At 65.6% G+C, this 14,021-nt stretch carries 13 protein-coding genes; 7 read left to right on the forward strand and 6 right to left on the reverse strand.

From position 1 onward, the window contains the following. Positions 1–117 precede the first annotated feature (117 nt). From ACIP8W_RS01895 to eccE, 3 genes are all read right to left on the reverse strand, one after another. On the reverse strand, positions 118–351 hold the full coding sequence (locus ACIP8W_RS01895; protein WP_401957748.1) for a DUF397 domain-containing protein: 234 nt from the start codon (positions 349–351) through the stop codon (positions 118–120). Positions 352–622: 271 nt separating this feature from the next. Beyond that, positions 623–1,333: a hypothetical protein gene (locus ACIP8W_RS01900; protein WP_402201598.1), complete on the reverse strand. Its 711-nt coding sequence runs from the start codon at positions 1,331–1,333 to the stop codon at positions 623–625. Further along, positions 1,330–2,673 (reverse strand): type VII secretion protein EccE, encoded by a 1,344-nt coding sequence (eccE, locus tag ACIP8W_RS01905; protein ID WP_402201599.1) that lies wholly within the window; start codon positions 2,671–2,673, stop codon positions 1,330–1,332. Before eccE ends, ACIP8W_RS01900 begins: the two co-directional genes overlap by 4 nt. A gap of 194 nt (positions 2,674–2,867) precedes the next feature. Here eccE and eccB point away from each other — a divergent pair, with 194 nt between their 5' ends. From eccB to ACIP8W_RS01940, 7 genes are all read left to right on the forward strand, one after another. Next, a complete protein-coding gene (gene eccB, locus ACIP8W_RS01910) occupies positions 2,868–4,400 on the forward strand; it encodes a type VII secretion protein EccB (RefSeq protein ID WP_401957757.1) in 1,533 nt (510 codons plus the stop codon). Positions 4,401–4,414: 14 nt separating this feature from the next. After that, a complete protein-coding gene (mycP, locus tag ACIP8W_RS01915) occupies positions 4,415–5,671 on the forward strand; it encodes a type VII secretion-associated serine protease mycosin (protein WP_401957759.1) in 1,257 nt (418 codons plus the stop codon). A gap of 210 nt (positions 5,672–5,881) precedes the next feature. Beyond that, positions 5,882–6,349 (forward strand): hypothetical protein, encoded by a 468-nt coding sequence (locus ACIP8W_RS01920; RefSeq protein WP_402201600.1) that lies wholly within the window; start codon positions 5,882–5,884, stop codon positions 6,347–6,349. Then, complete coding sequence (locus ACIP8W_RS01925; RefSeq protein WP_402201601.1) at positions 6,346–8,070, forward strand: hypothetical protein; 1,725 nt, start codon at positions 6,346–6,348, stop codon at positions 8,068–8,070. Before ACIP8W_RS01920 ends, ACIP8W_RS01925 begins: the two co-directional genes overlap by 4 nt. Positions 8,071–8,095: 25 nt before the next feature. Further along, positions 8,096–9,385, forward strand: coding sequence for a S8 family serine peptidase (locus ACIP8W_RS01930; protein WP_402201602.1), 1,290 nt, complete (start codon positions 8,096–8,098; stop codon positions 9,383–9,385). Between the two features lie 70 nt (positions 9,386–9,455). Beyond that, the gene (locus ACIP8W_RS01935) at positions 9,456–9,815 is read left to right on the forward strand and encodes a WXG100 family type VII secretion target (protein WP_401957767.1); all 360 of its coding nucleotides are present in this window, start codon (positions 9,456–9,458) and stop codon (positions 9,813–9,815) included. A gap of 65 nt (positions 9,816–9,880) precedes the next feature. Continuing rightward, on the forward strand, positions 9,881–10,177 hold the full coding sequence (locus ACIP8W_RS01940; protein WP_401957769.1) for a WXG100 family type VII secretion target: 297 nt from the start codon (positions 9,881–9,883) through the stop codon (positions 10,175–10,177). Positions 10,178–10,502: 325 nt separating this feature from the next. On the opposite strand, the gene ACIP8W_RS01945 is transcribed toward ACIP8W_RS01940, so the two are convergent. Genes ACIP8W_RS01945 through ACIP8W_RS01955 form a run of 3 tightly spaced genes read right to left on the reverse strand, consistent with a single transcriptional unit; the run spans position 10,503 to position 13,934 of the window. Then, positions 10,503–11,168: a hypothetical protein gene (locus ACIP8W_RS01945; protein WP_401957771.1), complete on the reverse strand. Its 666-nt coding sequence runs from the start codon at positions 11,166–11,168 to the stop codon at positions 10,503–10,505. Between the two features lie 4 nt (positions 11,169–11,172). Then, the gene (locus ACIP8W_RS01950; protein ID WP_401957774.1) at positions 11,173–13,482 is read right to left on the reverse strand and encodes a hypothetical protein; all 2,310 of its coding nucleotides are present in this window, start codon (positions 13,480–13,482) and stop codon (positions 11,173–11,175) included. After that, positions 13,482–13,934, reverse strand: coding sequence for a hypothetical protein (locus ACIP8W_RS01955; protein WP_401957777.1), 453 nt, complete (start codon positions 13,932–13,934; stop codon positions 13,482–13,484). The genes ACIP8W_RS01950 and ACIP8W_RS01955 overlap by 1 nt, the downstream gene beginning before the upstream one ends. Positions 13,935–14,021 lie beyond the last annotated feature (87 nt).

Below are 14,021 nucleotides of genomic sequence, written 5' to 3' on the forward strand. Positions count from 1 at the left end.
CCGCACGGAGTACACCACAGGGTGACGCGACCGACGAGCCCGAGTGGGCGGTACGCGAAAGGGTGCGCTCCGGAACGGAGCGCACCCCTGGGTCATCGGCCGTCTCCGGCCGGTGCCTCAGTGCAGATCGAACTCACCGTCGCGAGCGCCGAGTACGAACGCGTGCCACTCGGCTTCGGTGTATCGCAGCACGGTCTCCGGGTCCAGGGAGGACCGCATCGCGACAGCGCCCTCCGGAAGGTAGGCGATCTCGACCCGCTCCTCGTCGGGACTGGTGCCGGGGGCACCGTGCCACTCGACACCAGAGATGTCGAGCGCGTACAGCTCGTCCTTCTCCTGTTCGGTCCCCATCAGTCAAGCTTCCTTTCGGTAACGGCCGAGATATATGCGGCTGTTCGGCGTACGGCGACAAAGGGATGTCTGCCCGGCACCGGACAAGACCACTTCGGGCATCTTAGGACAGCCCTTTCCCGGGAAAGGGCCTCTCGGGCAACTTGGACGGGGCCCCGGACACCGAAGCAACGCGACCCCGGAGCCCCGACACCGGAACGGCGGGCGGACCGGTCAGGGCGACCCCGGAGCCCCGACACCGGAACGGCGGGCGGACCGGTCAGCGGGCGGATCAGTCCATCCTCCGGGCCACACCCAGCAGACCCGTCTCGGCGTCCGTGGGGCTCGTCATCACCCAGTGGCGCTCACGTCCGGCGACCCAGAGCGTGACACCGTCCGCGAGCGTGGGCAGCGCCTCGGTCTCGGTGCGGGACAGCCCCAGGATCCGGCCGGTCTGCTCCGCCTCCTGCGGGGAGATCCGCTGGACGCCCACCAGGGTCGCGTCCCGCATCAGCCGGGGCGCCACCGGACTCAGATACGGCAGCAGCGTCATCACGGACTGCCACGGCGAGGAGACCACGCGCCCCCGGGGCGGCCGCATACCGCAGTCCCGTACGACGACGACGGGGCTCCCCACCGTCGCCCCCATCGGGGGAACCCGTCCCACGTCGTGCAGCGTGACGCACTCCAGCCCCGCGCCCGCCGCCTGCGCCAGCAGGGTCCACGCCTGGGCGCGCCCGGTCTCGACGGCCACCCGGGCGCCGGTGCCCGCCGCGCGCAGCGCCAGCACCTGGGCCGTCCACAGCCCGCCGATCAGCAGGATGTCGTACGGCGAGGAACGGTGGAAGCCCACCAACTGCGGGCGTCCCTCCGCGTCGTCACCTATCACCACACCGTCGTCCCCGACCGGCAGCGACAGCGCCCCCAGGTCGTCGACGGCCAGGGTGTGTCCCGCGTGGCGGGGTCCGCGCAGTCCGCGCGCGATCTTGACTGCCGCGCTCATCGCGCTCCTCCCAGGGGCAGGGTCGCCAGTACGCCGGGCAGCTGCTCGCGGTCGAGCCGTACCAGACCGACCTTGGCCGTGCGGGCGGCGTCTTCCAGGGCCCGGCGCACCCGGACCAGTTCGGTGTCGCTGCCGCCGGTGATCCGTACGTGGCCGTTGACGGTCATCGCCCCCGTGCGCGAGCCGGACCGCAGGGTCAGGCTGAAGGTGGTCGCGTAGGCGGGGGCCGAGGTGAGCAGCGACACCAGCTGGGGGAGCGGGGTGGCCGCGCGCCCCAGCTCCGGCCAGCGGCCCACCGCGTAGGTGGTGTGCCAGCGGTCGTCGCAGCGCCAGACCCGGGTGGTCTCGGCGGTACGTCCCCGGGCCGCCGCGTCCGGCCGGGCCGCTCGAGCCGACAGCGCGGGGCTGGCGCAGGCCGATGTGGCCATGGTGGAGTTCAGCTCTTCCTGGTCCAGCACCACGGCCCGGAATCCGGCGCCCGTGATCCTGCTCGCGACATGGTCCGCGACGCGCACCAGACAGCGCTGGGCGCCTTCCGTCCCGCCGCCGCGCGCCTCGACCGCCTCACGGCACAGCTCGGGGTCCAGCTTCACGGCGACCCAGGTCATCCGCAGCGCGGGCGCGCCGGTCCGCTCCTGCAACGGGGCGTACGAGAGCCGGGCCACCGACTGCTCGGGAAGGTGCGGCGCGGGCGCCGAGCGCACCTGCTGCACCAGCTGTGCCGACTCCAGCACGATGTCGTCGACCTGGAGCGAGGCGCCCAGCAGGGACAGTGGCAGCGACCGCGCGCCGGAGACGGGACGCAGTCCGTCGCCCTTGGCCTCGACCCGTACCACCGCGGTCAGGAAACTGCCGTCGCCGAGCATCCCGACCGTGCGCCGGTCCCGGTCGACATAGGTGAACGGCCGGAGCCCCGGCACGCTCTCCGCGACGGGCGCCAGCGACGGATCCACATCGGCCGCGCACGGTCCGGCGGCCCGCCTGCGCGCGCGCAGGGCGAGCGCGGTCGCCAGCCAGTCCTGCAGGGCGTGGCCCCGGCGGCGTATGACGGCGAGGAGCAGCAGGGCGCAGGCCACGACGGCGGCGGCCACCAGCCAGAGCCCGCCGAGCGCGGCGCCGACGAGTGTCAGCGCGAGCGCCACCTCGACGAGTACCAATTGCCGCAGCTGAAAAGGACCGACGCGGCCGGCCCCGAGCAGCGGTCGCGGAGTCGTCTTCGCGGGAGCCTCCGGCAGCACGGTGGTCGCGCCCGCCACCGGCACATTGCCGCGTCGCTTCCGGGAAGTGCCGGGCGTTCTTGCGGGAGTTCGCCCATTGCGCTCATGCGTCGCCGTACTCATCGCCGCCTTGTCCCCCTCAGGCCGTAATTACATGACGTAATTACCATTTTTTATTATGCGTTGACGGGGCGATCACCCTACCTGAGCGGTAAGGCCGAAGCGCCAGCATGCATAGTAGGGGGCCGGTACGACAGTGGGCCCTTCCGGTGAGTACGGAAGCCCGGTCGCCCCACGGGGAGAGGGACAGCGGACAGATGGCATCACGACGGGACGAACTCAACGCCTACACCTTCGCGAAGCGAAGGCTGGTCGCGCAGTTCGTGCAGCCGAACTCGACCGGTTCGGAAGAAGGGGCGCCCCGGCCGCTGCGCGCGGTGGTGCCGGGAGCGATCATCGGAGTGGTGATCCTCGCGGGCTTCGGAGCCTGGGGCATGTTCAAGCCCGTGGCGCCCAAGGGCTGGGACAGCGGCGAAAACGTCATCATCGCCAGCAAATCCACCACCCGGTACGTCGTGCTGACGACCGACAACAGGAAGCAGCTGCACCCGGTCCTGAACATGGCCTCCGCCAAACTCCTCCTGGACGGGGACTCGGGCAAGGTCGTCAACGTCAGCGAGAAGGAACTCGACAACGGCAGGATCCCGCGCGGCGCCACCATCGGCATCCCCTACGCCCCCGACCGGCTGCCCGACTCCAAGGCGGCCGGATCCGCCAAGCGTTGGGCGGTCTGCGAGCGGCCGGGCGAGGGCGGCCGAGCCATCCAGAAGGCCGCCTTCGTCCTCGCCGGGACCAAGGAGGAGAAGCGGACCGAGGGCGCGAACAAGCTGCGCGGCGGCGAGCTGATGTACGTGGAGGGCCCCGCCCCCGACCGGACCCGCTATGTCGTGGACGCCACCGGCAAGGCGTACCCCGTGGAGAACGACGAACTGCTGCTGCGCCTGCTGGTGGACCAGAACGGCGAACCTCAGCGCGTCTCCGCGTCCTGGCTCGAAACCTTGCACAAGGGCGATGAGATCACCTTCCCGGAGTTCACCGGAGTCCCGGGCGAGGCCGCCGGAGCCCCCGGCGAACTCACCCCCGAGGAGAACACGGTGGGTATGGTCCTCAGCGCGGACAGCGGCACCAAGAAGCAGATGTACGTGGTCCTGCCGGGCCGGGTCGCCCCCGTAACCGACTTCACCGCGAAACTCCTGCTCAGCCGCAAGGACCTGGTCGAACTCGGCCAGGACGGCAGCGCGAAGCCCGTCAGCCCCGGCGCCATCCAGCCCGGTCAGGCGTTCGGGAGTGAGTACGACTGGCCGGTGAACGCCCCGGAGACGGTCAACTCGCCCAGCACCGCGCCGGGCAGCCGCAACACCGTGTGCAACGTCCTGCGCAAGGTCGACAAGGACGGCTCCACCACCCTCAGCACCTGGGCGGGCACCGAATTCCCCGCGACCCTGCCGGCCGGTTCGAGCAGCGCGTACGTCACCCCGGGCTCCGGCCAGCTCTTCCGGCAGTTCACGGGTTCCAGGACCGACACGGGCTTCGTCTTCCTCGTCACCGACACCGGGCTGCGCTACGCGATGCAGTCCAACGGCGACAGCGGCGCGGACGACTCCGGCATCGGCGCCTCCGGCACCGCCAGGCAGAAGGCGGAGCGCGAACAACAGGAGGACCAGCGTGCCCAGATCAGGCTCGGCTACAAGGAGGTCACCCCGGCGCCCATCCCGGCGGCCTGGTCCTCCTTCCTGCCGACCGGACCGCGCCTGTCGACGGGCTCGGCCCGCCAGCCGCAGGGCTCGTGAGGAGGGGCAGCACCGTGACATACGCTCCGACCAGCCTTGCCGTACGTCTCCTGAGCGCCGCGGCGGCCACCGCGGCCACCTTCGTCGCGCTGCCCGTGCCCCTCGCGGCCGCGGACTCTACGGGCCAGTGCACCTACCCCGGCGATATGTACGAGGGCCGTCCCTGGTCGCTCCAGCGCGTTCTGCTGGACGAGCTGTGGACCCAGTCCACCGGCAAGGGGGTACGGGTCGCAGTCATCGATACCGGAGTTGACGTAAAGAACCGTCAGCTCAGTCGCGCGGTGGACACCGGGAGCGGGATCAACCTGCTCCCCAAGGGCCTCAAGGACGAGAACGGCAACAAGATCGAGCGCGGCAAGGAGAACGGCACCACCGACACGGTCGGCCACGGCACCAAGGTCGCCGGCATCATCGCCGCCCGCCCCCAGAAGGGCACCGGCTTCGTCGGCCTCGCCCCGGGCGCCACGATCATCCCCGTACAGCAGAACGACGCGGAGGGCCACGGCACGGTCGAAAGCCTCGTCGCGGCCATCGACTACGCGGTCCGGGAGAAGGCCGACGTCATCAACATCTCCCAGGACACCGAGGACGCCGTGGAACCCCGCCCCGAGCTGAGGCAGGCGGTGGACAGGGCCCTTGACGCGGATGTCGTGATCATCGCCTCGGCGGGCAACGACGGCCTGGGCCGCAACGTCAAGAAGACCTACCCCGCCTCGTACCCCGGCGTACTGGCCGTCGCCGCGACCGACCGCAACAACGAACGCGCGCTCTTCTCCCAGTCCGGCGAGTTCGTCGGCATCGCGGCCCCCGGCGTCGACATGGTCTCCACGGTCCCCCTGGGCGGCCACTGCGCCGACAACGGCACCAGCTTCTCCGCGCCCTACGTCACCGGCGTGGCCGCTCTCATCAGGAGCAAGCACCCCGACTGGACACAGGAGGAAGTCGTCGCCCAGATGCAGCAGACCGCGGAACGGTCCGTCGCGGGCCACGACCGCCTGGTCGGCTGGGGCGTCATCGACCCCGTACGCGCCCTCACCGAGGACGACAAACCCATCGAACGCCCCGTGGCCCACGAAGGCGTGTCCAACGCCCAGGCCCCCACCCCCGCCGAACTCCACCTGGGCGAGACCCCGGAGGAACGCACCGTCCGCCTCGCGACCTACGCCGTGGTCGGCGGAGGCGTCCTGGTCGCCGCCATCGCGGGCGGCTCCGTGGCCCTCCGCGACGCGCGCCGCAGGTCGAGGCGGACGGCGGGGGAACCGACGGGCTGACGGGGTCCGATAACCGGTATGCCGATATACCGACATGCGGGGAGCGATTACCACCGCACAACGGGCCATGGTTCGTCAGCCCCGGAAGTCTCTTGACCGATAAGGCTTTTGGGGCTGTCAGAGGCATTGGCTAGAGTGAATACATGTGGTCAGTGGTGTTCACGTCATCATGATCGCGATGTGTGTGGAGAAAACGGGGAGGTTACGGGGATGGTTCACGCGGCAGAAGGCAGCGGGGGAAGCGACCTTGAGCGCGGTATCGGAGCACTGGAGAACTTTCAGAAGCGGGTGAACGCGCTACTGACGGAACTCGAAGGCGGAGCGGCGGGCAACACCACCGTGGCGGCCCAGACGGTCTCCCGAACCGCTTTCAGCGGCTCCAACCTCCCCTTCGCGGAGGCGGACGGGCTCTACGGGCAGTACAACCGAGTCCACGAGGCACTGGTCTCGCTCTCCAGGACCCTCGGCGACCAGATCGAGGGCCTGAGCATCGGAGTCCACGCCACAGTTGTCGGCTTCGACAACGTGGAAGAGGACGTACGACGCCGATACGCGGCGATCCAGGCGCGTATCGACCAGGAGCACGCGACGCAGCGGGAGCGGGAGCGGGCTGCTGCGTCCGAGGCCACGCGGTCCGATGACGAGAACGGTATGTACAACGTGGATGCTGAATCATGAGCGACGAAAAGCAGCACGAGCAGGACCAGGCGAAGGTTCAGACTCAGCTCGGCGTGACCGACATCACGCGCATTGTCGCCAAGGTTCCCTCGTTCTTCGGATTCGGCGGCGGCAGTGGTCCCGGCCCCTTCGCCAGCACCAGCTTCGAGAACCACGAACTGAACGCCATGATCGACCTGGTGGAGAACGCGAACCCGGCCGATATGGAGAGCGCGGGTGCCGCCCTCTGGAAAACCAGGGACGCTCTCAAGGAAGCCGCGCGTGAACTCAGCGCCTACGTCGACAAGGTCGAGTGGAAGGGCGAGTCGGGCACCGCGTTCCGCACCTTCGGAACAGCCCTTGCCGCGCACGCCACCGACCTGGCCGGATTCGCGGACGTGGCGGGTACACAGATCACGGTCGCGGGTGAAGGGCTTGCGTCGGTACGTAAGTCCATGCCTTCGCGCGATGGGCGGTTCAGCAGGAAAGACGTCGATGACATTCCGATGCCTGCGCGTATCGAGGGAAACCCGGAGTATGTCGCGGCGGTGAAGGTGGAGAAGAACCGCCAGGAGGCCATCAACCAGATGTATCGCCTGGCGTCGTACTACGCGGTCTCGGAAGAGAGGCTGGCGGGGCAGGAAGTACCGAAGTTCGAGAAGAAGTTGAACGCGGATGTGCCCAGGCCGACGGGCAAAATTCTTGATGGTTCGGGCACAGGCTCAGCGGCAAGGACGGCCGACTCATCCGGTCTTGCCACACCTCGATCAGTGGGACATGCGGAAATGAGCGGTACCGGCATGTCCCGAGCGGAAGCCGACGGCCTGGTAACACCCGTTCCCGAACGCGCCACGATCGCTGACTCGGGTTCGTACGGCACGGGCGGCGGATCCCGAGGCGAAGCCGCTGGCTTGGCCCAGCCTGTTCTGGACCGGAACGCGGTGGAGATCAACAGCGTCGCGACGCCATCGGCCCCCACCACGGGACCCAGTGGTACGCCCGCCCCCTCCGCCGCCGGAACTACGGTTCCCTCAAGTGGGTTTACGCCTCCCGCAGCGGCTGGTTTCGTGAATCCCGTTCAGGGCGGCGCGCCACGGTCGGTGGGCGGGACCGGTGTCCCAAAGGCAGTGGGACGGCCGGGGATGGCTGCAGGCGGAACCGGGGACGGAACTGCTGGTCGGCCAGGTATCGGCGGAGGTTCCACCGCTGCCGGACGCGCGGGTGGAGCAGGCCAGCCAGTCGCAGGTGGACGATCCGGTGCGGCGGGCCACCCGATGGCGGGCCGTGCGGGTACGGGCGGGGTAGTTGGTCCCCGTGCCGGGCGCGTGGATGGTGTTGTGGGTGGTAAGCCACGTGCCACAGGCGGTTCCACCGGTTCGCGCCTTCCCCGTGGAACGGTCATCGGCGGCGAGGGCATCGCGGCAGGGCGTGCTTCCGCAGGGAAGCCGAGCCAGTCGGGTGTCGTCGGCGCGAACCCCGCGAAGAGCACCAACCGGCCTGGGGCTCGGGGTACTGCCAGTTCCAACGGGGTTGTCGGTAAGCCCCGTGGCGGTACGTCCGGTTCACGGTCCGGAGTGGGTGGCTTCACTCAGGGCGGCGCGGGTCTTGTACGTGGCCCAGGTGGCAAGAAGCGGGACGAGAGGGAGGAGCAGGACACCAGATCGCGTCCTGACTACCTGACGGAAGACGAAGAGACATGGACGGCCCGACGGCGTGGCCCCGTACCGCCGGTGATCGAGTAAGCACAGGAAAGGTGCGAAGGTCAGGATGACGGCAGGAATGAGCCGGGCCAAGAAACGCGGAGGGCCTCACGCCGTACGGCGAGGCGTTCTCTGCACACTGGCTGCGGTGGGTGTGTGGAGCACGGGCATCGCGGGCGTGGCTCCGGCGGCAGTTGCTGCGGAGGATGTCCAGTCGAAGCAGTGGTACCTGGACGCGATGGCCGCCGAGAGAATGTGGGAGGTCACCACGGGCGAGGGCATCAAGGTTGCTGTTATCGATACCGGAGTCAACTCGTCCACGCCTTCGTTGAAGGGGCAGGTCCTGAAAGGGCTGGATGCCACTGAAACCGAGGGGGACGAGACGGATGACTACGATGGTCATGGGACAACCATGGCTGAGCTGATCGCTGGAACAGGAAAAGGCGGTGGCCTTAAAGGGCTCGCGCCCGGTGTGAAGATTATTCCGATGCGGATTTCTAACACCGAGTTCCAGAACGAGCACAAGGTGAATGCGCAGGATGCCGAAGAAGCTATTAGAGCTGCTGCAGACAGTGATGCGCAGATCATCAGTATGTCGTTCGCCAGTGAGTACTCAAGCCAGAATGAGCGGGCTGCCGTAGAGTATGCGGAGAGTAAGGGGAAGCTGTTTTTTGCTGGCGTTGGAAACAATGCGGCCAAAGACAACAAGGAACAATATCCGGCTGCGTATCCTCAAGTCGTGGGAGTTGCGGCTACGGACCGTAAAGGGACGGTATCCGAATACTCTCAGCACGGTGATGCTGTAGATATTGCTGCTCCGGGGAATGACATCCCGGTTTGGTGCGATGAAAATTTCCAGAGCTATTGTGATGGCAGAGGGACCAGCGCCGCCACCGCAATCGCGGCAGCCTCGGCTGCTCTGGTGTGGTCCATCCATCCGGACTGGACCGCGAACCAGGTCCTCCGCGTTCTTTTCGACACGGCAGGCAGGGACTGGGACAAGGGCACTCTCAGCAACTATCTCGGGCACGGTCTGGTTCGTCCCGGTCGCAACATCCTTTACGGCAAGGGTGACCCCGGCGCCGCCGATATCAACCCCCTCACCAACGAGAAGACGCCTGCCCCTTCGGGCTCGCCCGCACCGGCGTCGTCCGCGTCGGCTTCCGCCGAAGCCGAAGCCGAAGCCGGCACGGGCGAGAAGGCCGGCGACGAGTCTGACGACAAGCCGGTCGCGGCCGGGGCCAGTGAGGACTCCGAGGGCGGTAGCCGACTGGGGCTGATCGCAGGTGTGGCCGCCGTTGTGGTGGTCGGCGCGGGAGCGGCGTTCGCGCTGCTTCGCAGGCGCAGGGCCGCCTGATCCCGTACGTACTCATGAACCGCCCGGTGGGATACCGCTCACCGGGGTTTTCCAGAGAGGAACACCTCGCATGGCAGTGCAGAAGGTCAATGGAGTCAGCCTTGTAAAGCTGCAGAACGAGCTCACGGAGAACTTCGACAGCGTCAAGGGACAGCTCAAGGCGTTGCAGGCGACGATCGACAGCCTGGAGGGCGCTTGGCAGGGTATCGGTGCCGGCGCGTTCAACACGAAGCAGACCGAGATCAACAACCGCATGGTGAGCATCGGCAACCGGCTGCTCACGTTCCAGGAAGCGATCGAGGCCGCGCGCACGATCTCGGGCAACACGGACGACGCGGTCGAGGCCGCTCTCCGTGGTGTCGACGTGGCCGACGGCTACTCGGGCGACGCGGCTGCTCAGCGGGCGACCTCGAACCTCAACAACTACTGATATCTCGGTGGCCGTACGTCACGGACGGCTGCCACATCCCACGTAACGAGCAGTTGGAGGATCTCATGGCACAAGACGACGGCACGATGATCGTCACTTACGCGAAGCTCGAAGAGGCGGCCCAGGCGATCAACCAGCAGGCCGGCCGTCTCGACGCGAGCCTTCGTGCCATCAAGGCGAAGATCGCCTCGGTGTCCGACCTCTGGGAGGGTGAGGCCAGGGAGGCGTACAACCGGTCCCAGGCGGAATGGGACAAGGACGCGATGGCCATCCACACGGCTCTGAAGCAGATCTCGGCGGCCGTAGACGACGCGGGCCGTAACTACCGGAGCGGCGACAAGAGGGCTGCCGCGAACTTCTAGCAGTTGCAGCAGCAGCCGCAGTAATCGGCGGTAGTCGTACGACAGGCAGCCGCAGTGGTCGGCGGTAGTTGTACGACAGGCAGTCACGCAGGGCGGACGACGCCAAGCGGTCAGGGTGGGCACGCGCGGGAGGTGTCCACCCTTCCGCATGTCTGCCCCTTCGCGCTCGCCCCCGACTTGTCGGCCCTTGAGCCCGGGACCGCCGGAGCCGTCAACTCCGGTAGAGCATCGCCTCATCCCGGTTGCCAGGTACATCATCATGCCGTCGCTCCCCGGGCGGACCACCGCACGATCCGGGCGTGAAGTGCCACATCCTTTGCGAGACTCAACTCGAAGGCGAAAACTTTATGGTTTCGGCAGGTAGTTTCGACGGAAGATCGCACTGCGCTTGTTTGTGTGCGCGCCTTGCCGCGCTCAGTGCAATTTCTGCAAGGCTCCGTTTTGTGACGCTCTTTGAGGCGGAAGAGTGTTGTGTTGCGCGTACCTCAACGCTGAGGTTGTAGGTTCCGCCAATCAATATACCGTCGGGCACGCAAGGGACGTAGATGGCAGCGAAACGATAACTCGAAATTGATTTTTCTCCTGCATTGAAAGAATCGAATTCACGGGCACCGATATCGGAATTATTGGAAACGGTACGATTGGACCAGAGCTTGGGAGGATTCCAGCGCACCATCTCGGTTACAGTAGCGAGAGCCGTTTTTCCGTCGGCTCGAATGAAGCAGCTGGAGAGAAAATCATTGTCCTGAGTGTCGGCGCGGACTTGGTCGGAATCTTGGAATTCATATTTTGATGCATCTGGAAGCGTTTCCTGTAGGGCGGCGGTAATTTTATCGCCACCGCCTAGGGAATCGCATACTTCACTAGATTTTATGACGGCTGACTCTTTGAATGGGGGAGTGTTGGTGAGGTAGGCGGCGACAATTACTGCCCCACCGAGTGCAGTCACCCCCGTGATGAGCCTGATTTTTTTGTTGAATTTCATCTTCACTTGATCACCCTCCGCTTCCTGCTGGAATTTTCTGACCCGATACGTATCTTTCTACATTTGCGGCAGCTGTCGTGAAACCTCCCTCTGCTTCTCTGCTGGAGATTGCCACAATGTGAGGTGAGAGATTACCTGACAGCTCGCCAGCTCTCTCGGCGCCCTGCTGGAGAAGCAGAAAGGTAGATTTTTGCGTCTCATCCCAGTCGGCTCCGTTTCTGTACAGAATTTCGCTGGATCCGTCTTTCTTGAACCCATCGACGATGGCACCCAGGATTTCCCCCGTTGCTGTTTCTGCTAGCCCACCTGCGACCGCTGCGCCTGGTCCGGTGTAAGGTGCTGAAACCAACCCGACGCCGATCCCGGCCGCACTGCTTGCCCAAGACTGGGCGGTATCCAGAGATTTATTGAACTCTGCATCCTTTTCGGCTCCAGAATTCTCGACTTCGTAAGCCCGGCCGGCAGCAAGAGTTCCCTGTATTTCGCCAGAATTTTTGGCGATGGATCCGATCGCCTCCTTCAGGTTATCTGCATCGGAGAACTTTGGGTCGCTGATGTATGCATTCGGGTTGTTGAAGTGGTATTCCATCAACGTGTTTGCGTAGCTGTGTTGGCCCAATGTTACGTACTTGAATCCGTCTGGATTTCCTCCCAGGGTGTGGAGGAAGCGCGTTACGTCGGATTGTTCCAAATTTGCCGCAGAGCCGGAAACCAGGTAGAGCTTGTCGGGGGTGAGCTGGTCCGGATTCAGTGTTCTGTTTACGTCGGGCATGTACTCTCCGGTGATCCTCCCGAAGCTGTCCGACATGAACCCGTTCTTTGCCAGCCGCTCCGGGTTTTCCGACACGGACTCCACTATTTCTTCGAAAAGGGCTGACTGTTCTTTGCTGTGTGTAAAGTCCTCAGCCGTTGGTGGCGTGCCAGCGGGGTGTCCTGTTGTCGCGGCCTCCAGGGCGCGCGCCAAGGAGTCGCGACCGGTGACGCTCTCGTCACCCTTGTCGTTCATCTCCTGAGGCCAGTCCCGCTCCTCGAAGAGGTACTGGAAGTTGCTGATCCCGACCTTACCGTTCTTGCCGTTTCCGTCGGTGTCGCGCTCGAAGTCGTGGTCCTCGTCCTTGGCGACGAACGTGCCGCTGAAGAAATCGGTTGCCGCGGCGGGGCTGTTCGACAGGGCTTTCATGAAGCCGGTCATGGGATCCGATCCGGAGTCGGTTCCAGTGCGGTTGAGCTTCGGGTCCCCGCCCATACGCTGCCAGACCATTGGCGTATGGCGGCCATTGCTGCTCAGCTCTTTCTCGGCCTTGATCAGTTCGGAGCCGTAGCTCTTGAGGAACTTGTCGTCGTAGTCACCCCAGCGCATGAGGTTGCTCATGACCTGGAACCCCATTGGGCCATTGCTCCGGCCCACGGGCTGACCACCGAGATCCGTTATCTCGCGCTTCCAGCCGGACATTTTTGCGCTGTCGCTCTGGGAAGCCGCGGCGAGCGTGAGGCTGAGGTTCTTCTGAAGGTCCCCGTACTGATCGCTCCGTTCGCTTCCCAGCTTCCAGCTCTCGTAGGGGTCATTGACGCCGGCCCAGAACTCCAGAGTCCTCTGGGGGCCGAGCGTGGCGGCGAAGCGTTCGGAGAACAGTGGGTCGTTGCTGTACTGCTTGAGACCAGCGTTCAGTTTGTCGAAGTCTGCGGCCGTGAGATCCTTGGGGTCCTTCTTGGCGATCCGTGCCATCTCATCGGCTTTCTTGATGGCCTCGGCCGCCGCGTCGCGATCCTTGTACTTGGCGTCCGAGAAACCGTCCTTGGCCTGGTCGACAATGAGCCTGAGCGCCTGAGCCGCGCTCCTGTCGCTCTCGGCAGCCTTGTCGAGGATGCCCTTGATCTCGTCACGGAAGGCGTCGACGTCCTGCTGGTTGTGATCCGGCACCAAGGTTTCTTTGCCGGCGCGGTCCGGGTGGATGTTCATGGTGACGGTGAAGGAGCCTTCGCCGGTGTCCATGACGGTGAGATTTTTACTCGCCCCGCGAGATATGGCCTCGTTGAGCTGCCCACGGTACGAGATGAGTTCATCGCGGGTGTCCTTGAGGATGTTGTGGATCGTGGTGGCCTGGGTGACGGCATCGGCGAACTCGCCCGCCGTCTTGGCGATGAACTCGCGGCTGACCGTGGCGTTGACGCCGGCCCAGTTCGCCTTGTCCGCCTTGGCCTTCATGTCCTCCCGGGCATCCTTTTCCAGGGAGGTGAGGTTCTTGACCACCGTGGCCCAGTCGGTGATCGTCTCGCCGAGGGACGCGAAGTTCCCGTTGCGCAGAGCTTCGATATCCATCAGCGCTGGGTCCTCTCGGTGAAGCCTTCGTCCAGTTGCGAGATGCTGCTGACGGTCTCGACGAATGAGCGTTCGTCGCCCCGGTGGACCTTCTTGGTGAAGTCCATATGGTTCGAGATATGGGCGCAGGCGTCCAGCAGCGACCGGAGTTGCTTCTCCCACTGTTCCTGAACGTGGTGGAGACCACCGCCGAGTTCGAATTTCTGCGTCGTCAGATCCTTGGCCGCGGTCTGGCTGCTGGACCACGCGTCACGCCCGTACTGCCCGAGGCCCTCGAACAGTTTGAACGCACTGCTTCCGACAGCTGCCAGATCCGTCTGGCTGGCCTTCAGATCACCCTGTCCGCCTCCACCGCCCCCGCCGCCCTCGGCCGGAAGCTGATTGAGCCGCATCTGTGTGGATTGCCGATCGGCCGCCCGAGCCTTCAGCTGTTCCCACTCGTCCCATGCCATGTGTATGAGTTCCCTTTCCCCCGTCAGGCGTTATTGGCTGCCATGGCCACTACCCGGCGCTGATCACGTTCTCGAACAACGGGTGGC

It is taken from the genome of Streptomyces sp. NPDC088554 (genome assembly GCF_044752945.1).
GTDB lineage: Bacteria > Actinomycetota > Actinomycetes > Streptomycetales > Streptomycetaceae > Streptomyces.

Coding starts and splice junctions, on each gene's coding strand:
- ACIP8W_RS01895 (WP_401957748.1), bottom strand. CDS start 351: ATGGGGACCGAACAGGAGAAGGACGAGCTGTACGCGCTCGACATCTCT.
- ACIP8W_RS01900 (WP_402201598.1), bottom strand. CDS start 1,333: ATGAGCGCGGCAGTCAAGATCGCGCGCGGACTGCGCGGACCCCGCCAC.
- eccE (WP_402201599.1), bottom strand. CDS start 2,673: ATGAGTACGGCGACGCATGAGCGCAATGGGCGAACTCCCGCAAGAACG.
- eccB (WP_401957757.1), top strand. CDS start 2,868: ATGGCATCACGACGGGACGAACTCAACGCCTACACCTTCGCGAAGCGA.
- ACIP8W_RS01920 (WP_402201600.1), top strand. CDS start 5,882: ATGGTTCACGCGGCAGAAGGCAGCGGGGGAAGCGACCTTGAGCGCGGT.
- ACIP8W_RS01925 (WP_402201601.1), top strand. CDS start 6,346: ATGAGCGACGAAAAGCAGCACGAGCAGGACCAGGCGAAGGTTCAGACT.
- ACIP8W_RS01930 (WP_402201602.1), top strand. CDS start 8,096: ATGACGGCAGGAATGAGCCGGGCCAAGAAACGCGGAGGGCCTCACGCC.
- ACIP8W_RS01935 (WP_401957767.1), top strand. CDS start 9,456: ATGGCAGTGCAGAAGGTCAATGGAGTCAGCCTTGTAAAGCTGCAGAAC.
- ACIP8W_RS01940 (WP_401957769.1), top strand. CDS start 9,881: ATGGCACAAGACGACGGCACGATGATCGTCACTTACGCGAAGCTCGAA.
- ACIP8W_RS01950 (WP_401957774.1), bottom strand. CDS start 13,482: ATGGATATCGAAGCTCTGCGCAACGGGAACTTCGCGTCCCTCGGCGAG.
- ACIP8W_RS01955 (WP_401957777.1), bottom strand. CDS start 13,934: ATGGCATGGGACGAGTGGGAACAGCTGAAGGCTCGGGCGGCCGATCGG.